Raw genomic sequence first — 21,762 nt, forward strand, 5'->3', positions numbered from 1 at the left:
AAGGAGACGATCGTCGGGTGCCCGCACTCTTCACGGCGGCTTAACGTCCGCGCGACGAGGTCGGACCGGCGTCGTAGAGGGCACGGCGCCGTGGCGGGAACCGCCCGCCTGGTCGGAGCACGACCCGTCAGCGAGGGAACCCATGACAAGATCACGCGTGCCCGGCGGGGCCGGTCGCGTGGCCGCGCGCTCGGCTGCTGCCGTGCTGAGCGCACTGCTGGTGACGGCGGTCGCCGGCACGGTCACGGCGACCGCGGCGCCGACCGCGCCGGACGGCACCGAGTTAGCACCGTCGGTGCCGGGTGCGACGCCGCTGCCGACCGCGCCGGTGGAGGGGAAGATCTCCCCGAAGCTGGCCGAGGTCAAGGGCGCGGTCACCGCGTTCGTCGAGTTGGAGAAGAAGCCGGCGGTCGATGCCTTCGCCGAGAAGGAGCGGGAGGGCGCCGGCAAGGAGCGCGCCAAGCAGGCGGCCCAGCAGGCCAAGCAGGAGACGCGGCAGGCCGCGGAGAAGGTCGTCCGCGAGCTGCGCGCCAAGGACGCCAACACCACCGAGTCGCACCGCACCAGCAACGCGGTGCCGGGCGTCGTGGTGACGGCCGATGCCGACAAGGTGCGCGAGCTGGCGTCGATGCCGGAGGTCCGCGCGGTCAGGCCGGTCCTGCCGGCCGAACGCACCAACTCCAGCGCCGCGCAGCTCACCCGGACCGTCAAGGTCTGGCAGGACACCGGAAAGCTTGGTGAGGGTGTCCGCATCGGCATCATCGACGACGGCATCGACTACACGCACGCCATGTTCGGCGGGCCGGGCACCAAGGATGCCTACGACGCCATCGACCGGACGAAGGTCGAAGCCTCCTTCTTCCCGACGACGAAGGTCATCGGCGGCGTTGACCTCGCGGGCGACGACTACGACGCATCCGGCCGCAACGGCCCCAAGACGCCGTCGCCGGACCCGAACCCCATTTCCTGCGGCACGCACGGTACGCACGTCGCCGGCACCGCGGCCGGCTTCGGGGTCACCGCGGAGGGCAAGACCTTCACCGGCGACTACCGGACGCTCGACGACGCCAAGCTCAACGAGATGCGCATCGGCCCGGGCATGGCGCCCAGGGCGTTGCTGTACTCGATCAAGGTCTTCGGTTGCCGCGGCTCGACGAACCTGACCAGCCAGGCGCTGGACTGGGCACTCGACCCGGACGGCGACGGGGACTTCAGCGACCGCCTCGACGTGGTCAACCTGTCGTTGGGCAGCAACTACGGCGCACCGGACAGCGCCGAGAGCAAGTTCGTGCGCAAGCTCGTACAGCACGGTGTTCTCCCCGTCATCTCCGCGGGCAATGACGGGGACCGGCACGACACCGGTGGCTCGCCCGGCAACACGCCGGAGGCGTTGACCGTGGCCAGCAGCCGGGATGCCTACGTGCTGCGCGACGGTGCCGAGGTGACGGCCCCGGCCGACGTGGCGGGCACCAAGCCCGGCCAGTACAGCAGCGAGTTCGCCGGTTACGACTCGTTGAACACCACGCTGCCGGTGGTGGGGTTGACCGACGGGTCCAACAAGGACGGCTGCTCGGCGTTCTCCGACGCGGACAAGGCCGCGGTGGCGGGCAGGCTCGCCTGGCTGGAGTGGGACGACAACGACGCCACCCGGCGGTGCGGCTCGGCGGTGCGGACCAACAACGCCGAGGCCGCCGGCGCAACCGGCGTGATCCTGTCGTCCACCTTGGACAATTTCAACGCCGGAATCGCGGGTAACAAGAAAATCCCGGTGTTCCAGTTCACCGCCACCGTCACCAAGGAACTCCGCCCGGCACTGTCCGCGGGAACGCTGAAGATCCGCCTGTCCGGTGACCTGCGCGCCAGCCTGCAGACGTGGTCGCCGGAGCTGACCGACACTCCCAGCAGCTTCACCTCCCGCGGCGTGCACCACAAGATCTCCAAGCCGGACGTGTCCGCGCCGGGTGACACGATCGCCTCCGCGTTGTCCGGCAGCGGAAACCGTACCCTGGTGATCAGCGGCACCTCGATGGCGGCGCCGCACACCACCGGTGTCGCCGCGCTGGTGCGGCAGGCGCATCCCGACTGGTCACCGGAGGAGGTCAAGGCGGCGGTGATGAACACCGCCAACGCGGACCTGCGTACCGGTCCCAACGGCACGGTGTACGGCCCGAACCGGGTCGGTTCGGGCCGGGTCGACGCCAAGGCCGCGCTGGACAACCAGGTACTGGCCATGGTGGAGGACGACCCGGGCGCGGTCAGCGTCTCCTTCGGCACGGTCGAGGTGGGCGGCCCGACCGCGATCACCAAGACCGTGAAGCTGGTCAACAAGGGCGTGCAGGCCGTGGAGTTCGGCGTCGGTTACCAGGCCGCCACCGAGATCCCCGGTGTGCGCTACGAGGTTTCGACCAGCTCGGTGCGCCTCAACCCGCGTGGCGTCGCCCGGATCAAGGTGACGTTGAAGATCGACGACCCGGCCGCGCTGCGCAAGACGATGGACCCGACCATGGAGCCGGTGCAGCTCAACGTGGCGCGCCAGTTCCTGTCCGACGCTTCCGGTCGTCTCACGTTGTCGCCGAAGAACGGGTCGACCACCCCGCTGCGGGTTCCGGTCTACGCGGCGCCGAAGCCGGTGGCCGACATCAGCACCGCCGAGGCGGTGCGGTTCCGTCCCGGCGAGCAACAGGCCGTGCTCAACGTGCGGGGCCGCGGCCTGGACCAGGGCGAGGACAGCCGGGCGTACCGCTCGTTGCTGAGCGTCTTCGAGCTGCAGGGCATCTCGCCGCGGCTTCCCGAGTGCAGCAGGAAGATCACGACCCGCTGCACGGTGAACGAGACCGCCAGGGGCGCTGACCTGCGCTACGTGGGCGCCGCCTCGACCGCTCCGCTGGCCAAGATGCAGGGCAGGCCGGAGCGGTCGGTGCTCGCGTTCGGTCTGGCCACCTGGAGCAACTGGTACAACGTCGGCGGCAACACGATCCCGTTCGTCGACATCGACACCAACGGTGACGGCAGGCCGGACTTCGAGACCTACGTGGCCCGGCCGTCGGGCACCGACGTGTTGGTGGCCAAGACGGTGGACCTGAACAAGCCGCTCCCGGACGGCGGGTTCGCCACGGCCGAGCTGCGGCCGGTCAACAACTTCTTCGGTGACGTCGACACGAACGTGTTCGACACGAACGTGCTCGTGTTGCCGGTCTCGCTCAAGGCGTTGGGCATCGATCCGAACGCCGACAGCAAGCGGATCAGCTGGACCGTCGGCGTGACCGGCTACTACACGGCGCCCGGCGACAAGGACGGCAACATCGACGCGATCTCGACGCCGATGTCGTTCGACCCGCTGAAGCCGGGCCTGTGGGTGCAGGGTGGCGGGGATGCCGCCCTGTCCTACCTGGCCAAGGCCGGCACCGCCCTGGTCGTGAACCGCGACGCCGAGGCGTTGCGGGCGGACAGGGCGAACAAGCTCCTGGTGCTACACCACCACAACGCCAGCGGCAAACGGGCGCAGGTGGTTCGGGCCCCGGGGGCCAGGATCGGGGGACCGCGCCAGGGCTGATGCCCGGCTGAGCGGTCCCGGCTCGACCACACCGTGGGAGCCGACGGGGCCGGCGCGACCGAGGGGCGCGCCGGCCCCGTCCCTCGTGCACGGAATACTGCCCGGCATGAGCGCGCTCGTGGTGGGCCTGGACGTCGGCGGCACCTCGACCCGGGCGGTGGTGGCCGACCTGGCCGGTCGCCGGCTCGGGGCAGCACAGGGGCCGGGGGGAAACCCGAATGCCTACCCGCCCGAGCAGGCCGCGGCGCACGTCGGCAGAACGCTGCGGGAAGCGTTGCGGGACGCCAATCCGGCGGAGGTGGCGGCCGGGGTGCTGGCGATGGCGGGCGCGAGCAAGCTGACCGACCCCATGGTACGTGCGATGTTCGAGCTGGCGTGGCGGGAATCCGGGTTGCGGTGCGCGTTCCGGGTCGCCCTCGACGTCGAGGCGGGATTCGCCGCCGGTACCTCGGAGCCGACGGGAACCGCTCTGGTAGCCGGAACCGGGTCGGTGGCATGCCGGATTGTGGATCACCGCCGTTTCCGAACCGTGGGTGGCCACGGCTGGCTGCTCGGAGACGAGGGGTCGGCGTTCTGGCTGGGCCGGGAGGCGGTCCGGCACACGCTCCACGCCGTGGAACACCGTGGTCGGTGGACGTCCTTGGTGGACTCGGTCCTGAGCACGGCACTCGGCGACTGGTCGGATCCGTGGGAGGCCCGGAACCGGTTGATCAGCCTGGTGAACGGGGCCAAGCCGGTAGCGCTGGCCGAATACGCACCTCTCGTGACCGATGCGGCCCGGACCGGGGATAAGTCGGCCGGGACGATTGTGGACACCGCCGCGACACACCTTGCCGATCTCGTCACCGCCACGCGCGAGCCCGATGACGCAAGCCCGGTCGTACTCATCGGCGGTCTCACCGCGCGGGAGAACCCGGTGGGCAGCGCGCTCCGCGCCAAGCTCGGCCGCTACGACATCCGCACGGCCACCGATGGTGCGGCGGGCGCCGCCTGGCTCGCCGCCCTGGACCTCGCCGACGACCCGGTGGCCCTGCACGCGGTTCTCGTGCCGTGACTTCCGTTCCGGCGGCGAGACGGCCGACTGTTCCGGCCTGGTGCTCGGACTATATGGATCGCCTTCCGCTCCTCAACCCGGAAAGCGTTTCCCAATAACGGCCGTCCTGTAGTTCCACTCACTTCACTTCTTTCGGAGTCTGCAGGTAGGAAGGCTCACGGGACGCCGAACGGTGCTGTCATCACTCGGTCCGTACGGCGTCCCGCGCCATGTGCCGAACGGGTCGCGACGCGGCTACCACCGCGTCCCGGTGTCTGGAGGTCTGATGCGAGTCTCGGGTGGTTCGTCGCCGCACCGCGTGCTGCCGCGGCCACTCGCCGATGTTCCCGCGGTCAATGCCCTGCTGACCGGTGCGGAACTGGGACCGCTCGAGGCCGACTCGGTGACCTCGTTCCCCGGTCGCAACGACAACTGGGCGGGAACGACCCGCAGTGGTCGGGGTGTCTTCGTGAAACGGGTCGGCGGGGACCGCGAGGAGTCGCTGGGGCGTCTCCATCGTGCGCTCACCTTCGAGCGTTGGGTCGACCGGCGTCCCGCACGGTCCCTGCGCCGCCCCCGTTGCCTGGGCTCCGACGAACCGAACAGGCTGCTGGTCTTCGAGCTGCTCGACGCCACGAGCGGCAACGAGTTGCTCCGTGCGGAATCGCTCGGTCCCCAGTGGTGTCGCGAGGCGGGCCTCGCCATCGGCACACTGCACGGCCTGCCTGTCGAGCCCGGGGACGGGTTGGACCGCTCCCCGCACCCGCTGCCTCCCCTGGACTTCCTCCAGGCACTGCCGTTGGGCGCCTTCCAGCGAGCCACGATGGCGGAGCTGGCCGCGTGGCGGCTTCTCCAACGTGACAGGGAGCTGGCCCGGGCGCTGACCGAACTGCGCCGGCAGGAAGCCGATGCCGCCCCGACCCCGGTGCACGGCGACCTGCGCCTGGACCAGATCGCCACGGTGGGGGAGGAACTCCACATCCTCGACTGGGAGGAGTTCCGTCTCGCCGACCCCGCACGGGACGTTGGCTCCGTCGTGGGTGAGCTGTTGTGGCACGCCATCGTCAGCATCCCCGACCCGGAGGAGGGCGACGACGCCGAGCTGGAGCCGTCCCCAGGGGCCATCGCCACGCGCGGCGTGCAGCGGCTGGCCCGGTTCCGGCCACTGATCTCGGCCTTCTGGAACGGATACCGGGCCGCCCGCCCCCGGTTCGACACCGGCTTGGCCGAACGCGCCTGTGCGTTCGCCGGATGGCACATGTTCGACCGCCTGCTGGCCGGTGGCGGGGTCCAGGGCCGGCTTTCGGCGTTGCAACGGGCCGCGGCCGGGATCGGGCGCAACGTCCTACTCGCCCCGGGGAGCTTCCGTGCCGTACTCGGGTTAGGAGACGACACATGAGCACGCCCACCGCCATGTTGCCACCAAGGCTGGTCGGGGCTTTGGCCGCGGTGGAGGTCGGTTCGGCAGGCCACAGGGCCCGGGTCGGTGAGGTTGATGTCGTCGCGGCTCATCCTCGCGAGCTGCGGCGCCGGCTCTCCGAAGCACTGTACGAGATTCTCCACACCGGCCAATCCACTCAAGACGGTCCGCCGCCGCGGGTGGCGCGAGAGCCGGAGTTGGAAGAGCGGTTTCTGGCCGCGATGCCGCATGCGCGGACCCGGGTCGTCGCGCCCCTGGTGTCCTTGCCCGATGACGATGGTGGCACGCCCGTTGTGGAGGTCGACGGGGTTCGTGTGCGGGTGCCGGTGGACCGCCTGGCGGGTGATATCCCGCGCGACGCCGGCCAACTCGCGGATGTCGAGCTCGGCGCGGCGCGCCCGACCCTGTCGCCAGGGTTCTTCCTCGCCCGCGGATCCCGTGGCTCGATCGGGCTCGGTCCGATTCTCCGTATATATGTGCACCTGAAGGACCCAGACACTGCGGTCGAGGCATGGGCGGTCGCCCTTCGCGCACTCGAGATGTCCGAGGTGCGCTATCAGGCCAAGGTCCTGTCCAGTCCGGTTTCGTATCCGCGCCGGGATGGCTTGGTCATCTATCTTCCCGCAGGCGAGCAGCACATCGTGCACGACGTGACCTCGGCCCTCGGCGAGGTCGACGGACTGGGTGCGGAGACATCCTGCTTCGCCGAACGGATGGCACCCGGGATCGCGATCGCGTGGGAGCCGGCGGACGAACGGCCGGGGATGGGCGGCCTCAGCTTCGGTCAGCATCGTGCCGCCGCCATCGCCGAAGGGTTGCTCTCGCACGCCCAGAACCCCGAGGACGCAACACGTGAGGTCGCCATTGCTACGGCGATGGTGCGTGCGGGGATCGATCCAGCGAACCCCTCTCGGAATGTCCCCCAGCACACCACCGAGAACTGAGTTTCCTTGGCACACCAAGGTCAACTTTGGACATGGTAGTGCTGCTGTCAGGCCCTCGCGGAATAATGGCGCAGCGCCAGCGGGTCGAAGACCGCGACGAGCGCCACGATCCACAGGACAGTCCAAGACGCCGAACTCCCGACGGAGTGTCCGAGCATGAACTCACGAACAGCATCTGTCACGTAGGTCGCCGGGTTGTGCACGACATATAAATACAGCCATCCGGCATGGTGTCGGGCGGAGCAGAGATCGAACTGCCGAACGTCAGCCCAGCCCGGTGAGGGCAGTCGTGGTGCCGAACCGCTTCACCAGCCCTGGGCGACAATCGCGTGCCCGCTGTCGTAGCTCCTCCCCCGCCAAGCATCCCGAACGGGACCGACCAGGGATGTCATTCCGCCGAACCGTCTACCGGAGGTGGCACGAGCAACAACGCGGAGTCCCAACCGGACCGTGGGGGCTGCCCGGTGGCGTAGGCATGCAACGCCAGCGCCGTGCCCGCGGCTCCGAGAGCGAACCCGGGATCGTCGTACATTTCGTTGCCGTGCACCGCACGGAAGCCGAACCGACTGTCCGGCTCGAACTGACCGAGAACACGTTCCGCGAGTGTGGTCGACAACTCCTGCAACGCATCGCGGGCCTGCGGCTCCGTGACATCGTCTAGAGCGCGAAGCACGAGGCAGAGCAGACCGGCCCAGCCGTGGCAGATGCCGGCGTCCCGCACGTGGTCGAGGTCACCGGCCACGTCGAACCCATCCCGCATGGTCGTGATCGCGTCCCGCATCCACTCCGGACGATGCAGTGCCCGTGCGGCGAGGCGCAGCGCGTTGGCCACTCCGACACTGCCGTAGCACCAGCCCAGTTGGGTCAGCGGCGTCGTGTTCGCCACGCCGGTAACCTCGCCGAAGCTCAGGATCCGGGGCCAGCACAGCCGGCCCCGGCGATCGGGTCGACGCTGGGCGAGCAACCAGGTGGCGAGGTGTTCGACGGTCTCGCGTTGCCGGGGAAACTCCACGCCGACGAGCAACGCCGAGGCGAGGAACGCCAGCACACCCGCGAGTCCGTGCGCCAGCCCAAGGTTGAGGTAGCCCTGCGGGTATCCGATGAGCGGGGTGCGTTCGACCCACGCTGACGGGACCCTGTGCCCGGCAATCTCGCGGGTACCGGCCAGCAGGGACAGGGCGTCGATCACGCCGACCAGGCCACCGTCGTCGGCCTTGTCCTCGGCGAGGAGGTAGGTTCCGAGCCCGGTCAGACCGTAGAAGAGGTCGTAGTCGTTGACACCGAGGTTCGGTTCTCCGTGGGAGAACCGCTCGTGGAGCGCCGCAGCCAGCCGCACCGCGGTTGCGTTCACCGGGGACCGCACGTGTTGCCGGACGGACAGGTAGCCCTCCTGCTCGGAGGCCACCAGCCGGCACGCGAAACCCAGGCCCGCAAGACCCCCGAAGAGTCCGACCCGGCTGGCGGCACCCTTCAGCCCGGCGACCGACGCCAACAGGTGCGCGGTCCCCGGAACGTTCCATCGCGGCTCCCACCGACCCAGCTCGATGAAGAGCAATGCGACGCCGGCATGGCCGTTGGCCAGCAGCGAACCAGCGTACTCGGCCGTCGGCGTGGCGTGCGCGGCGACGTGCCGGGGGTCGGACAGCCGCTCGGCAACCGCCGCCACCACCTCGAGGGCCCGCGCGCGGGTTCGCGAATCGTCATGATCCATCAAGTACCTCTACTGGCCAGCGACGTTGGGTCGGACGCAATTCCGGCGCGGAAACGGCGTTCCCGCCCGGTGCGCCTCGCTCAGCAACGTTGGTCGGTCGTGAGCGTCGAGGAAGGTTGAAGATGCGGTGTGGGGCCCGCAACCGACCGGAAAGCGGGCCCCACACCGTGGTCACGGCCTCAGCCGCACTGGACCGACGGGCAGCAGATGCTGGTGGTGAGCGGGTTGCCGCTGGCCACCTGCTGCACCGAGCCGGCGTCCGCCACGAACTCCTCGGCGTCCACGTAGAAGGTGAGGCCCTCCATCAGGTCGTGCGCGCTCATGTCGATCTCCTCTCCTCGTTGCCAGACGTACGTATCCGGCGCACGCGGGTGATAAGAAAAACCGCGTCGACTTCCGGAAAGAACGGGAACATCAGAATTGGCCCCCGTCTCGAACATTCCTACCCAAAGCCGACGGCCGCCGTAAAGTGATACGGACCACAAACAGGGATTATCGCCAGATGCACGACCCGGCCGGAACCCCAGAGAGAATCCGTATGGAACCACCGCCCGGGGTGGGGCGACACGGCACAACCAGCCCCAGGAGCGCGGAAAGCTCGCCGACCGACACGAAGAACAGACCCTTCCGCCGACCCCCGGCACCCGATGTGGTATGGACGGCGACTATAACGTCGACGTTCGATATTTCTTGTTCGATAAGGCGGAGAAATAAGTGCTGGGCAGCGCACAGAAACATCACCCACGAGTAGTAGGAACCGCACTACTCAGCACACGAATAATTGATCAACACGCCGGGAACAATCGTTTTCCGACTACGCTCGGATGTCGTCTTTGAGTGATCATGCGCCTCGTGTCGTGGGGCGCCGTAGCTCGCTGGGGCACGCGGGCGAAGGGGGCTTGATGGACGGGTGCCGCGGACCGGGAAAGGTCGCCGCGTTGGGACGTGTCGTGCCGGAGGGGACGCAACCCGACACGACACGGCCGGCGGCGGCCGCACGAGCCCGAACCGGAGTCGGCATGGACTGGCAGGATCTCCAGGCTTTCCATGCCGTGGCGGAGGAACTGAGCTTCACCAGGGCTGCGGAGCGGATGCGCCTGAGCCAGCCTTCGTTGAGCAGCCGGGTACGCCGGCTGGAACGGGTGCTGGGTGTGCAGCTGCTGTACCGCTCCTCCCGCGGGGTTGTCCTTTCCGCGCCAGGCCGGCGACTGTTGCGGTACGTGCACCGGCTGAACCACATGTGGTACCGCGCGGTGGCCGATGTGCGGACGAGCGAGCAACGGATGGTGTTGGCGACAACCATTCCCGAGCTCGCCTGTGTCGTCAGCGCGACCCAGGAGCGGTTTCCCCATCTGCGGCCGGAGTACGAGCTGCGCACCCCGGGGACGGCGTTGCCGTACGTCGGTCTCGGTGGGTATGACGCTGTTCAAGGCGCGGAGCGGTTGTTCGCCCAGCCGCCCGTACCGCTCGCCGTCGAGATCGAGACGATCGCGCACGAGCCGGTCTGGTTGCTGCTCGCGGACCGCCACCCGCTGGCGGGGCAGGCGGTGGTGCGGCTGGACCAGCTCGCCGGCGAGGCGTGGGTGGAGGCTTCGGAGTCGCGTGAGGAACTGGTGGGGATGTGCGCCCCGGCCGGTTTCACGCCGGACATCCGCTACTTGGGCGCCGGGCTGCACCTGCTGGAGGGCGTACGCAACGAGCTGGCGGTCTCGCTGGTACCGGCACACGTCGTCCCGCCGGAGGGCTGTGTTGTCCGGCCGCTGGACGCGGATGTGCGGCGTCACCTCTTCTACGCCGCGCACGTGGATGTGCCGCGCGAGATCGCGGTGTTCCAGCGCGACTTTCTCCGCGCGAGCTACCGGCGACTCGCATTTCGGAATCCTGGCTACCGGGAACTCATCGAGGCGGAGCCGGACCGGTTCCGCGCGCTTGCTCAGACACCTGAGCCGGTCGTGGGCCCGGATACGGGTAAGCACCGACAGGACCAGGCCGGCGAAGAGGGGAAGGTGGTCGTTCCTCCGGTCCCGCTGGAAGGTGCCAACGGCATCGGCTGACCAGGGGCACGGGCCGTGCGCGGCCCGGCTTGGCCGGGTGAGGTAACGACACGTTCGAACTGCAGACGCGGGGTGCTCCACCCGCGCCACCCGTTACTCGCGGTGAGGGTGGGCTGTGGGAACACGTGGACTGCACACGCCGAATGCTGGACCACTGAGCGGCAGCCGCGCACCCCTTCGCCAGGAGGGCCAACGGTATACACCCGGTCCACGGCCAGCCTGGGGCCAGAAAGACCCGTCGTGCCCCGGTGGGGCGCTCTGTTGCCGCCCTTGTGCCCGTGCCGACAGCGAGTCGTCAGGTGCGCGGGTGGCGGAGGCCGGGATGGCCTGCGGGGAGGACACGCCGCAGCACCCACCAGCTCACCCCGAGACAGACCGCGACCAACGGCCAGCTCAGCGCCAACCGCGCGGCACCGAGGGCGATGACCGCGTCCGCCCACCACAGGGGTACGAACACCACGAGCCGCAGGACGTACTGGGCCACCCACACCCAGCTCGCCCGCGAGTAGGCGCGGAGCAGATCCGGATCGCGTCGCCACCGCCCCCGCTGTCCCAGCACGGTCCCGACCACCACACCCAGCAGCGGCCAGCGGATGACGATGCTCGTGATCCACGCCAGTGCGCTCGCCGCGTTGGACGCGACCTGCACCAGGAAGAAGTCGGCGGCCCGGCCGGTCCGCAACGCGATCACCGCGGCGACCGCGACGCCGAGCAGGCCCAGCAACACGGCTCGTGGCCGGTCACCGCGCCACAGCCGCCACCCGGCGACCCCGGCGCCCACGACGAGCGCGGTGGCCGCGCCCACCGGCACCGAGGAGCCGGCGAGCAGCCAGCCGAGCACGAACGCGACCGGAGGCAACGTGGCGTCGACGGCCGCGGTGCGGCCCCCGAGCAGGCTGGCCAGCGACTCCTGGCCGGCCGGCACCGGAGCTGCCTCGGCCGGCTCACCACCGGGTGCACGGCCCTGTTCCGGATGCCCATCACGCGGCGGTCCGCCCGAGTCCCCGCGCGCGGCGCCATCGTGATCGCGCGAACCATCGCGCCCGTCACCGCGCCCGGGGGCGGATCCCGCGAGCGCATCTCGCTGCCCGGGGCTCGACCCCGCAAGCAGGTCCTGCGGCTGCTGGCTCGACCCCGCGTGCGGATCTCGCGCGGGACGGCCCGAGCCGGCGAGCAGGTCCTGCCGGGGGTCGGTCGGTCGGTCCACGCCCCCAGCCTGCCCCATGCGCTGACCTGCGGGCACGGCCGCCCGGCGTTACCTCGATCGCATCCCGCCACCGGTCGGCTCGCTCGATCGGCCCCTTGACCCCGGGCGAGCGGCATCACTAGCTTCCCGAAAACCGTCTGGGAAGTTCCCAGATCGGGGCGGGACCGGGGGGTGGGGTGCGCGCCGGGAGCCCACGCCTGCTGCGCGAGATCAACGATCGCGCCGCCCTCGAGGTCATGCTGCGCAGCGGGCCACTCACCAGGGCCGACCTGGAGGCGGCCATCGGGCTGTCCAAGCCCGCCACCGCCCAACTCCTGACCCGCCTGGAAGGCGGGGGTTCGGTGGTGCGCAGCGGCCTCCGCGGTGGCAGCCGGGGCCCGCGCGCCCAGTTGTGGCGGGTGAACGGCGCACTCGCCCGGGTCGCCGCCGTGGACCTCACCACGGACGCCGCGGACATCGTGATCGCCGACCTCGCCGGCGACATCCTCGCCCAGCGCCGCGTCCCGATGCCGGCCGCCACCCCCGGCCCAGGACCCGACCCGACCAGCCCGGCCGAGCGGGAACCCGACCACCCCACGACTCCCACGGACACCGACGTGGTCGGCGCGTTCGTTGCCGCTCTGGAGTCCACACTGGCCGGTGCCGACTTACGGCCGACAGACCTTCGACGGGTGGTCGTGGGCGCGCAAGGCGCGATCGATCCGCATACCGGACACCTTCGGTACGCCCCGCACCTGCCGGCCTGGGCCGGGTTCGACGTATCGGGCCGGCTGACGGCCGCGCTCGGCGTCGAGGTCGTGGTGGACAACGACGTCAACCTGGTCGCGGTGGCCGAGATGACCGCGGGCCGAGCCAGCGCGGTGACCGACTTCGTGCTGGTGTGGCTCGGCACCGGCGTCGGGTCCGCGGTCGTGGTGAACCGGGCTTTGCTGCACGGGGCCCACGGTGGAGCGGGCGAGATCGATGCGATGTTGGTGCCGGACCGGGCCGAGCGCGGCACCGGGGTCGACCGACGGGGTGTCCGCTTCGGCGACCTGCTCGGCGCAACGGAAGTGCTGCGACTGGCCCTGGCGCACAACATTTCGGCACCTTCGGCCGCGGTCGCGGTCACCCGTGCCCCATCCGTTGGCAAGGCCGGCCGGGATTTCCTTTCCGACCTCGCCCGCCGGATCGCCACCGGGGTGGCTGGTGCGGCCAGCCTGCTGGACCCCGATCTCGTCCTGCTGGCCGGCGACACCGGCCAGGCCGGTGGCCAACACCTGTGCCAGCTGGTGCAGGAGGAACTCGGTCGCCTCGGCCTGCCCCGCACCCCGGTGGCGCCCGCCACGGTCACCGGAAACCCGGTCCGCACCGGGGCCTTGCACCGTGCCCTCACCGCCGCACGCGAACAGGTCTTCGGCCTGACCGACACCGCTGTTCCGTCCGTCCGTCGCTAGTTCCGGGAGGACCCATGGGCTCGTCCTGCCGTCCCCGACACTTATCCATACTTATGGCCACATTGGTCACTGGCCTGATCGGCACGGCCTGCACCACCGGTGGTGGTGTTACGACGCAACCGGCGCCCGCGCCGGCTCCCGACGAGCAGGTGACGGTCTCGGTCTGGAGCAACTTCGCCCACCGGGAGCTGAACGGGCTCAACAAGGTGCTCGACGGCTTCCGCGCCAAGCATCCGAACTTCACCGTCGAAAGCCAGGGCAGCCAGGACGACGACAAGATCACCCAGGCGATTCGTGGCGGCAACCCGCCGGATGTCGCCATCTCCTTCGCCACGGACTTCCTCGGTCAGTTCTGCTCCTCGGGAGCGTGGCAGGACCTCGGCCCCTACCTGGAGCGGGACGCGGTGGACCTGGACCAGATCCCGGACGCGGTCCGGGACTACACGCAGTACAAGGGCGTCCGGTGCGCGATGCCGTTGCTGGCCGACGTCTACGGGCTCTACTACAACAAGGAACTGTTCGACCGGGCGGGCATCAGCGGTCCGCCGAAAACCCTCTCCGAGCTGAGGGAGATGGCGGAGCGGCTCACCGAGTTCAACCCGGACGGATCCATCAGGGTCGCCGGGTTCGTCCCGGACCTCAAGTTCTACAACCACCGACCACAGATGCTCGCCCCGCACTGGGGTGCGCACTGGCAGCGGGCGGACGGCACCTCGGGGCTGTCCGCCGACCCGGCGTGGCGGGAGTTCTTCACCTGGCACAAGGAGCTGGTCGACTTCTACGGCAGGCAGCGACTCAGCCAGTTCCTGGCCTCGGCCGGTCAGCAGTACTCGGCGGACAACGCCTTCCAGCAGGGCAAGGTCGCGATGATGATCGACGGCGAGTACCGCACCGCGTTCATCGACGAGTTCACCCCGGACCTGCCTTACGGCACCGCGCCGTTCCCCGTTGCCGACGACCAGCCCGACCGCTACGGCACCGGGTACACCACCGGAACCATCATCGGTATCCCACGAGGGGCAAAGAATCCGGGAGCGGCCTGGGAGCTGGTCTCCTACCTCACCACGGACACCGATGCGTTGGTGGAACTGGCCAACTCGATCAAGAACGTTCCCACCACGAAGTCGGCGTTGACCAGCCCGAAGCTGTCGGTGGACGAGAACTTCCGGACTTTTCTGGAGATCTTCGCCCACCCGCGGCTGGTCTCCTCCCCGGCCAGCCCGAACGGTGGAGCTTACGTGAAGTTCACCGAGGATTTCGCGACCCGATACCTCAGCGGCGAGGTATCGGACCTGGACGAGGGACTCCGCAAGCTCGACGAACAGATCAACGCGCACAACGAGCTGAGCGGCAACTGAGGTCGGCCCGATGACCGCCACCCTGGAGCGCCCCGCCGCCGCCCGCCGGGTCGGAGCCGGGACCGGGCCGGGGCGAAGGAGGCTGCGGAACCGGTTGACGGTGCTGGCCTTCGTCGCCCCTGCCATCATCGGCTTCCTCGTGTTCTTCGGTTACCCGCTGCTCGCAACGATCTTCTTCTCGTTTACCCGGGCCGATGGCCTCAATCCTCCGGTGTGGGTCGGATTACGGAACTACGTCCACCTGTTCGTCAACGATCCGGTAGGGCGCACCGCCGCACTCAACACGCTGTGGCTGGCACTGGTGCTGACCCTGCTGCGGGTGGTGTTCGCTCTGGGGACGGCATCGGTACTCGTCCGGGTGCGCACCGGGGTGGGCTTCTTCCGAACGTTGTTCTACCTGCCGTCACTGGCACCACCCGTCGCGGCGACGCTGGCCTTCGTGTTCCTGTTCAACCCCGGTACCGGCCCGGTGAACACCGCACTGCGTTGGCTCGGTGTGGACTCCCCACCGGGGTGGTTCACCGACCCGACGTGGGCGAAACCGTCGCTGACCCTGCTGATGCTGTGGGTTTCGGGCGAGCTGATGATCATCATGCTGGCGGCGTTGCTCGATGTGCCGGTGGAACTGCACGAGGCGGCCGCGCTGGACGGCGCCGGTCCGTTACGTCGGTTCTGGCACGTGACGTTGCCCTCGATCTCGCCCGTGCTGTTGTTCGGTGTGGTGAACTCGGTGATCCTCGCCCTGCAGTTCTTCACCCAGGCGATGGTGGCGTCCGCGGTCGCCGCCGGCTCCGCCGACGTGGTGGGCAACAGCAAGACCCTCGGCTACCCGGGCAACGCCACGATGACCTTCCCGATCTGGCTCTACCAGCAAGGTTTCCGTCAGTTCAACATGGGCTACGCCGCGGCGATGTGCGTGCTGCTGTTCCTGGTGTCCTTCGCGGGTACGGCCGTCCTTATTCGACAGATGCGGAACACGTCGGGCTTGGGGGAGGCACGATGACGGCCGTACTGCCAAGGCGACGGCCGGCGGCTGCGTACCGGCGTGCTCGTGGCTCCACCGGGTTCCTCGAATGGGTTGCGATACACAGCATCGCGCTTGCCCTGGGCCTGATGTTCTTGCTACCGCTCGTGTTCGTGTGCCTCACAGCGGTGATGTCTGACCGCCAGGCGTTGACTGCTGAGCTTTGGCCGCGACAATGGCAGTGGGCCAACTTCGTGACAGTCTTCGAGAAGGCCCCGCTACTGACCTATCTCGGCAACTCACTTCTGTACTCGGGGGTGGCGACCGCCGGGATGCTGGTGTCCAGCGTCCCCGCGGCCTATGCCCTGGCCAGGTTGCGCTGGCGCGGGCGCAACCTGGCCTTCCTCGCCGTGGTGGCGGCGATGATGCTGCCGCCGCAGGTCGTCGCCGTGCCGCTGTACCTGCTCTGGGCGCGACTGGACCTCACCGGGACGGTGTGGCCGCTGGTCATCCCCTACCTGTTGGGTGATTTCTTCAGCATCTTCCTGCTTCGCCAGTTCTTCTTGACCATCCCGCGGGACTACGTAGACGCCGCCCGGGCCGACGGCTGTTCCGAGGCCGGCGTGCTGCTGCGGGTCATCGTGCCGATGGCACGGCCGGGCATCGCGGCCGCCGCCCTGTTCAGCTTCCTCTACACCTGGAACGACTACTTCGGACCGTTGCTCTACACCGCCGAACGCCCGGAGAGCTGGACGCTGTCGGTGGCACTGGCCTCGTTCCGCGGGATGCACCGGGTCGAGTGGAATCTCACCATGGCGGCTACCGTGCTGGTCATGCTGCCGGCGCTGGTGTTGTTCCTGGTCGCCCAGAAGACGTTCGTCAAAGGGATCACGTTCACCGGAGTCAAGGGATAGGCATGAAGCTCACCGTCGTCGGAGGCGGTTCCACGTACACCCCCGAACTGGTCGACGGCATCGCGCGGCACGCGGGCGAGGTCGCGGTCTCCGAGATCGTCCTGGTAGATCCGGACGAGTCACGGCTGGCCGTGGTGGGGCCGTTCTGCCAGCGGATGCTCGCCGCGGCCGACCATCCCGCCGTGGTGCGCACCACCACGGACCTCGAGCATGGTGCGGCGGAGGCGACCGCCGTCCTGTTGCAGCTCAGGGTGGGTGGACAGGACGCCCGCCGGGCCGATGAGACGTTCCCGCTGGCTTGCGGCTGCGTCGGCCAGGAAACCACCGGTGCGGGTGGGTTGGCCAAGGCGTTGCGCACGGTGCCGGTGGTGCTCGACATCGCCGACCGGGTGCGTCGGGTGGCCGGCGACAACGTGTGGTTGGTCAACTTCACCAACCCGGTGGGGATCGTGACCCGCGCCCTGCTCAGCGCGGGACACCAGGCGGTTGGGTTGTGCAACGTGGCGATCGGGTTCCGGCGCTGGTTCGCCGAGCTGCTGGGGGTCGCGCCGGAGAACGTCTTTCCCGAACACGTCGGCCTCAACCACCTGAGCTGGGAACGCGGCGTGCTCATCAAGGGTCCGAACGCCGTTGCCGACGTGCTTCCCGCGTTGCTCACCGAACGTGCCGACGAGCTGGGGGCACGGGTGGGGTTGCCGGGCGCGTTGTTGCGGCGGCTCGGCGCGGTTCCCTCGTACTACCTGCGGTACTTCTACGCGCACGACGAGGTTGTGGCGGAGCAACGAACCTCGCCGCCGCGCGCCGACACAGTGTCCGATGTCGAGCGTCAGCTGATGGCGATCTACTCCGATCCGGGCATGTCGAGCAAACCCGAGTTGCTCTCCCAGCGCGGTGGTGCCCACTACTCGGACGCCGCGGTCGAGCTGGTGAGCTCGCTGGTGAACGGTGGCGGCGGCATCCAGGCCGTGAACGTACGCAACGGCCGCACGCTGCCCTTTCTCCCCGAGGACGCGGTGATCGAGGTGCCGTCCACGGTGGACACCGGCGGCGCCGTGCCCGCCACGGTCCGCCCCCTACCGCCCGTTATGTCCGGTTTGGTGGCGCACGTGACCGCCTACGAGTTCCTGGCGCTGGAGGCGGCCACGCTCGGTGGCCGCGAGCGGGTGACGGACGCCCTGCTGGCCCACCCGCTCGTGGGACAACACGATCTCGCCGAGCGACTTACCGACGAGTTGCTGGCGCGAAACGCCGATTTCCTGCCGTGGGCGAAGGCATGACCGAACCGGTTGCCGCCGTGCTGGCGATCGACGGCGGCAACAGCAAAACGGACGTACTCCTTGTCGACGCCGATGGCACGATCCTGGCGAGTCTCCGGGGCCCCGGCGCCTCCCCGCAGGCCGTTGGGCTGGAAGCCAGCATGCGTGCCTTCGACGACATGGTTCGGCGTACCGCCAGGGATGCCCGGCTCCCACCGGGAAAACCACTCGCCCGGCACACGGCCGCCTACCTCGCCGGAGCGGACCTGCCCCGTGAGGAGGAGATGCTGCAGCGGGCCGTTGCCGAGCAGGGTTGGTCGCACTCCACTGTGGTCGGAAACGACACGTTCGCCGTGCTTCGGGCCGGAACACCGGACGGTGTCGGGGTGGCCGTGGTGTGTGGTGCCGGAATCAACTGCGTGGGGGTGGCTCCGGACGGACAGATCTCCCGGTTTCCCTCGGTAGGACGGATTTCCGGAGACTGGGGTGCCGGCGAGTTCCTCGCCACCGAGATGATCTGGTGGGCGATGCGGGCCGCTGACGGCAGGGGACCGGACACCGCCCTTCTCCCGGCCGTCCTGGACCACTTCCGGGCGGCTTCGGCACCCGAGCTCGTGGAACGCCTGCACTTCGGGGAGGTTCCGCCGGACCACCTGGGTGCCCTCACCCCGATTCTGTTCCAGGTGGCCGAGGGCAGCGACGAGGTGGCGCTCCGGCTCGTCGAGCGGCTCGCCGAGGAGGTGGCGTTGCTCGCCACGGTCAGCCTGCGCCGCCTCGACCTGCTCACCGAGGCGGTTCCGGTGGTGTTGGGGGGCGGGGTTGCCGTCGGCGCGGGGCCACTGCTCTGGGAGCGCGTCAGGCAACTGTGCACCACGGCCGCACCGCGCTGTGAGGTGCGTGTCGTGGACGTTCCCCCGGTGGTCGGGGCTGCCCTCTACGGATTGGACGCGATCGGCGCCGAGCCAGCCGCTGAGCAGCGGCTGAGGTCGGCCGGACGAGCACTCCTGGGCGGCATCGCGGAGCGGATGGACGACCCACGCTGAGCGGCGCGGGGCTGCCGCGGCTTCCGCATCGCGGGAAGCCACGGCAGCCTCACCGCTGGGTCAACTCATTGAGCATCTCGCCGAGGCGGAACGCCAACCTGTTGTTGTCCGCCGGCGCGTACGTCACCCACTCCTGGCCATCGCCGGCACGCCGGGTCTGCGCCAGGTACCGTCCCTCGTCGGTGTCGAACCAGCTCGGGCTCGGCAGCCGATGCCACCGGTTGAGCTGGTCCATGGCGCTCACCGCGAACTGGCCGAGCCGCAGCCGTGGCCGTTCCAGGATCACCTCGGCGGCCCTGGCCTGCCCGCCTGTCCAGGAAGCCGCGGTCTCCAGGTGGAAACCCGCGTCGTCGTCCGGTTCCCGGCTCCGCACCACGGGCCTGGCCAACGTGACCGAACGGCCGGGGCCGGCCGGGTTCGGTGGAAGCAACCGGATGACCGACATCGGCAACGCGGTGTGCCGGATGAAGTCGATGTGCAGCATCCGGTCGTCGAGCACACCGAGAACGGCGAACTGGCCACGGGCGGCCGCCCGCGCCAGCAGGAACCGCTCGTGCTCGACGTCCAACAGCCCGATGACAGCGATCGCGACATCGGACCGCACCAGCGTCGTCAAGGCGTCAACCAACTCCGGCTCGGGCCGTCCACGGTGGACGAGCCCACGCCCTTCCAGGTCCGAGAAGACGGCGTTCCGGATGCGCTCCCGATCGTCCATGGTCTCGCCGTGGTGCGGGATCTCGAACGGGTAAGGCCGCGTGCCGAGGCCGATCCGCTCCCACAGCATGTCGATCGCGGCACGCGACAACGACACCGAGCCCTGCATCGGCGGCTACCGGGGCGGCGGGGTCTCGCCGATGACCGGCGGCGCCACCATCTCCCCACCACTGAACACATCGTCGGTCTCCACCAGATAGGACGGACGAAAGTGCTCCTTGTCCTCCTCACCGCCACCGCGGCCGGGTACCCATCCCCATGGGGCCCATGCCCGTCGCACCGGGCCGGCCGGCGCCACCACGAGCGGCACTCGGCCCGTCCGGGTCGACACCACCCATCGGACCGAGGCCACCGACACCGCTGCGGCCGCCAGCACCGAGGTTGCCGCCCGCGCCACCGGACCCACCGGAAGGACCGAAACCACCGCGGCCGCCCCCACCCGGGAAACCACCGGCGCGCCCCGTGCCGCTGCCCGGCCCGCCGGGGAAACGCCCGCCTCCGCCGGGCCCGCGGCCGTCACCGGGCCGCTGGCCGCTCGGCCCACCACCGCCCGGTGGGAAACCCACTGGAGGCACAGCGGAAGGCGGGGTTGTTGTACGGCGGATAAGGCGTTGGGCTCGGCCCAGTTCCCGGCGGAAGACCGGGGTTGGGTGGAGTGAACTGTGGCGGTGTCCCCGGTGGAGTTGTCCCACCGCCCGGCGGCGGGGTCAGCTGGGGGGTGACAACGCTGCTCGACCCACCGCCGCTTCCACCACCGACACCACCGACACCACCGCCGGTACCGGGCATCGGCGGAAGCTGGGTGCCGCCACCGCCTCCGGGCGGAGTACGCCCGGTGTCACCGAAGTCATCACCTTCACCACTGCCAGCCAGCGGCGGAGGTGGTGTGAACGCCGGCACGGAACGGTCAGCGTCCCGAAAAGCCATGTCCATCGTCTGCATGACCTGGGCGGCCCGCTCGTGCCGTTCCTGCTTCTCCTGGTACTTCTGCTCGAACTGGTCGATGGCACCGGGGAGCGCGAAGGGGTTCGTCGCAGCAGTGACGATCAGCTTCCTGCACTCCTGCTGCACGTTGAACTCGACCGGCTCGGGCATGTTCCGATTGGCTTCCTCGGCCGCGAGCGCCTGCTGCCCGACCGAGGTGCCCATCAGTTGCAGGCCACCACCGGTCTCGCCACTCCACCCGCCGAGCTTGGTGAGCGTCGCGCGTGCCGCGTTCGCGGCCGGGCCGCACCAGTCCGCTTCCGTCGAGTTCGCGGCACCGACGAGCGCCTGCGACGCCTCGACCGTCACGTTGCCCAGGTTGACCCAAGCCTCGGCAATCCCGTGCGCCTCACCAGGGTTGTTGCCACTCTCCACCCACTCCTTCAACTTGGGATGGTCGACACCCATGTAGTTCGCGCACGGAGCGGCCACCGGTGACCGGCGGCTGTCCACGGATTCGGACAGTTGCCGTTGCTGCCGCTCCAGCTCTTCCCGGCCCTGCTCGATGTCCCGGCCCGACACCTAGTCCACGGTGCGGCCGAGCCAGTTGTCACTCTGGTGATCTTCCGGCCGGGCACCGTAGTCCATCTTGTGCGGCTGGTAACTCTGGTTCCCGTAGGTGCCGCTGGTCCCGCTACCACCGGTCATCCCGCGAACCCCCTACTCACGGAAGCTTGGGCTCGATCGTCTCCGCGACCTTCGTCGCGATCCCGCATGCCTTCTGTGTGTCGTTTCGTGCGCGGGAAGACACCGAGACGGAGGACGAGGACGAGATCGCAATGTTGACCTCGCACCCACCGCCGTCAGCCGCCTCCTCAACCCGGCGACCTTGGTGTTGGCCCGACGGGAACTCTTGTGACCTTCTCGTCCGGCTTCGTCTTCAGATCGTTGACATCGCGCTGGTCGTCGATGTCTATCCGCAGGTAGAAGCTCCCGGATGCCTGCCACTGGCAACCCCTGGTACCGAGGTTCGACGACTGCCCCCTGACCGGCAACCCAGCTCGGTTGCCTCAGCTGCGCTGATCAGCCCGCAGGGATCGGCCTTCCCGAGGTCAGAGGAAGCCGATGAGCCGGGCTGGCTCGACTTGCCTGTGGTGGGCGTGGTCGTTGTCGTGTCCGCAGCCCGGGGTGTCCCGCCGTTGGTGCCCGAACAAGCTGCCACCATCGACAT

The 21,762-nt window shown here is 69.4% G+C and carries 18 protein-coding genes; 11 read left to right on the forward strand and 7 right to left on the reverse strand.

The genetic code is table 11. The features are described from left to right. Positions 1-142 precede the first annotated feature (142 nt). The 4 genes from IEY55_RS06730 to IEY55_RS06745 all read left to right on the forward strand — a co-directional run bounded on the left by IEY55_RS06730 (position 143) and on the right by IEY55_RS06745 (position 6,950). Complete coding sequence (locus IEY55_RS06730; protein WP_189055065.1) at positions 143-3,553, forward strand: S8 family peptidase; 3,411 nt, start codon at positions 143-145, stop codon at positions 3,551-3,553. Positions 3,554-3,659: 106 nt separating this feature from the next. Then, the gene (locus IEY55_RS06735) at positions 3,660-4,607 is read left to right on the forward strand and encodes an N-acetylglucosamine kinase (protein WP_189055067.1); all 948 of its coding nucleotides are present in this window, start codon (positions 3,660-3,662) and stop codon (positions 4,605-4,607) included. A 265-nt stretch (positions 4,608-4,872) separates the two neighbouring features. Next, positions 4,873-5,985, forward strand: a complete 1,113-nt coding sequence (gene lxmK, locus IEY55_RS06740; RefSeq protein WP_189055069.1) for a class V lanthionine synthetase subunit LxmK — start codon at positions 4,873-4,875, stop codon at positions 5,983-5,985. After that, positions 5,982-6,950, forward strand: a complete 969-nt coding sequence (locus IEY55_RS06745) for a T3SS effector HopA1 family protein (protein ID WP_189055071.1) — start codon at positions 5,982-5,984, stop codon at positions 6,948-6,950. The genes lxmK and IEY55_RS06745 overlap by 4 nt, the downstream gene beginning before the upstream one ends. A gap of 388 nt (positions 6,951-7,338) precedes the next feature. On the opposite strand, the gene IEY55_RS06750 is transcribed toward IEY55_RS06745, so the two are convergent. After that, positions 7,339-8,661: a lanthionine synthetase LanC family protein gene (locus IEY55_RS06750; RefSeq protein WP_189055073.1), complete on the reverse strand. Its 1,323-nt coding sequence runs from the start codon at positions 8,659-8,661 to the stop codon at positions 7,339-7,341. Between the two features lie 179 nt (positions 8,662-8,840). Further along, entirely contained in the window at positions 8,841-8,984 is a 144-nt protein-coding gene (locus IEY55_RS06755; RefSeq protein WP_189055075.1) for a hypothetical protein, read from the reverse strand. Positions 8,985-9,563: 579 nt separating this feature from the next. On the opposite strand from IEY55_RS06755, the gene IEY55_RS06760 reads away from it, so the two are divergent. Next, entirely contained in the window at positions 9,564-10,715 is a 1,152-nt protein-coding gene (locus tag IEY55_RS06760; RefSeq protein ID WP_189055077.1) for a LysR family transcriptional regulator, read from the forward strand. A 295-nt stretch (positions 10,716-11,010) separates the two neighbouring features. On the opposite strand, the gene IEY55_RS06765 is transcribed toward IEY55_RS06760, so the two are convergent. Beyond that, on the reverse strand, positions 11,011-11,922 hold the full coding sequence (locus IEY55_RS06765; protein WP_308424730.1) for a DUF3159 domain-containing protein: 912 nt from the start codon (positions 11,920-11,922) through the stop codon (positions 11,011-11,013). Between the two features lie 176 nt (positions 11,923-12,098). Between IEY55_RS06765 and IEY55_RS06770 the strand changes: the two genes are divergently transcribed. From IEY55_RS06770 to IEY55_RS06795, 6 genes are read left to right on the forward strand one after another with little or no spacing between them, the layout of a single operon-like run. Continuing rightward, complete coding sequence (locus tag IEY55_RS06770) at positions 12,099-13,358, forward strand: ROK family transcriptional regulator (RefSeq protein ID WP_229686125.1); 1,260 nt, start codon at positions 12,099-12,101, stop codon at positions 13,356-13,358. 53 nt (positions 13,359-13,411) lie between these two features. After that, positions 13,412-14,716, forward strand: coding sequence for an ABC transporter substrate-binding protein (locus IEY55_RS06775; RefSeq protein WP_229686126.1), 1,305 nt, complete (start codon positions 13,412-13,414; stop codon positions 14,714-14,716). Positions 14,717-14,726: 10 nt separating this feature from the next. Next, complete coding sequence (locus tag IEY55_RS06780; RefSeq protein ID WP_189055083.1) at positions 14,727-15,719, forward strand: carbohydrate ABC transporter permease; 993 nt, start codon at positions 14,727-14,729, stop codon at positions 15,717-15,719. Next, complete coding sequence (locus tag IEY55_RS06785) at positions 15,716-16,594, forward strand: carbohydrate ABC transporter permease (protein ID WP_189055085.1); 879 nt, start codon at positions 15,716-15,718, stop codon at positions 16,592-16,594. Before IEY55_RS06780 ends, IEY55_RS06785 begins: the two co-directional genes overlap by 4 nt. 2 nt (positions 16,595-16,596) lie before the next feature. Further along, entirely contained in the window at positions 16,597-17,871 is a 1,275-nt protein-coding gene (locus IEY55_RS06790; protein WP_189055087.1) for a 6-phospho-beta-glucosidase, read from the forward strand. Continuing rightward, positions 17,868-18,893 carry an N-acetylglucosamine kinase gene (locus tag IEY55_RS06795; RefSeq protein ID WP_189055089.1) on the forward strand — a complete coding sequence of 342 codons (1,026 nt, stop codon included), beginning with the start codon at positions 17,868-17,870 and terminating at the stop codon, positions 18,891-18,893. The genes IEY55_RS06790 and IEY55_RS06795 overlap by 4 nt, the downstream gene beginning before the upstream one ends. A 49-nt stretch (positions 18,894-18,942) precedes the next feature. Here IEY55_RS06795 and IEY55_RS06800 read toward each other — a convergent pair whose 3' ends face one another. The 4 genes from IEY55_RS06800 to IEY55_RS32510 all read right to left on the reverse strand — a co-directional run bounded on the left by IEY55_RS06800 (position 18,943) and on the right by IEY55_RS32510 (position 21,239). Continuing rightward, on the reverse strand, positions 18,943-19,704 hold the full coding sequence (locus IEY55_RS06800) for an ESX secretion-associated protein EspG (protein ID WP_229686127.1): 762 nt from the start codon (positions 19,702-19,704) through the stop codon (positions 18,943-18,945). Positions 19,705-19,722: 18 nt separating this feature from the next. Further along, entirely contained in the window at positions 19,723-20,004 is a 282-nt protein-coding gene (locus IEY55_RS06805; RefSeq protein WP_189055390.1) for a hypothetical protein, read from the reverse strand. A gap of 119 nt (positions 20,005-20,123) precedes the next feature. Further along, positions 20,124-21,113: a PPE domain-containing protein gene (locus IEY55_RS06810; protein WP_189055093.1), complete on the reverse strand. Its 990-nt coding sequence runs from the start codon at positions 21,111-21,113 to the stop codon at positions 20,124-20,126. Continuing rightward, a complete protein-coding gene (locus tag IEY55_RS32510) occupies positions 21,114-21,239 on the reverse strand; it encodes a hypothetical protein (RefSeq protein ID WP_268239284.1) in 126 nt (41 codons plus the stop codon). It lies immediately after the preceding gene. Positions 21,240-21,762: the final 523 nt, after the last annotated feature.

The organism is Longimycelium tulufanense, from assembly GCF_014645795.1.
Lineage (GTDB): Bacteria > Actinomycetota > Actinomycetes > Mycobacteriales > Pseudonocardiaceae > Longimycelium > Longimycelium tulufanense.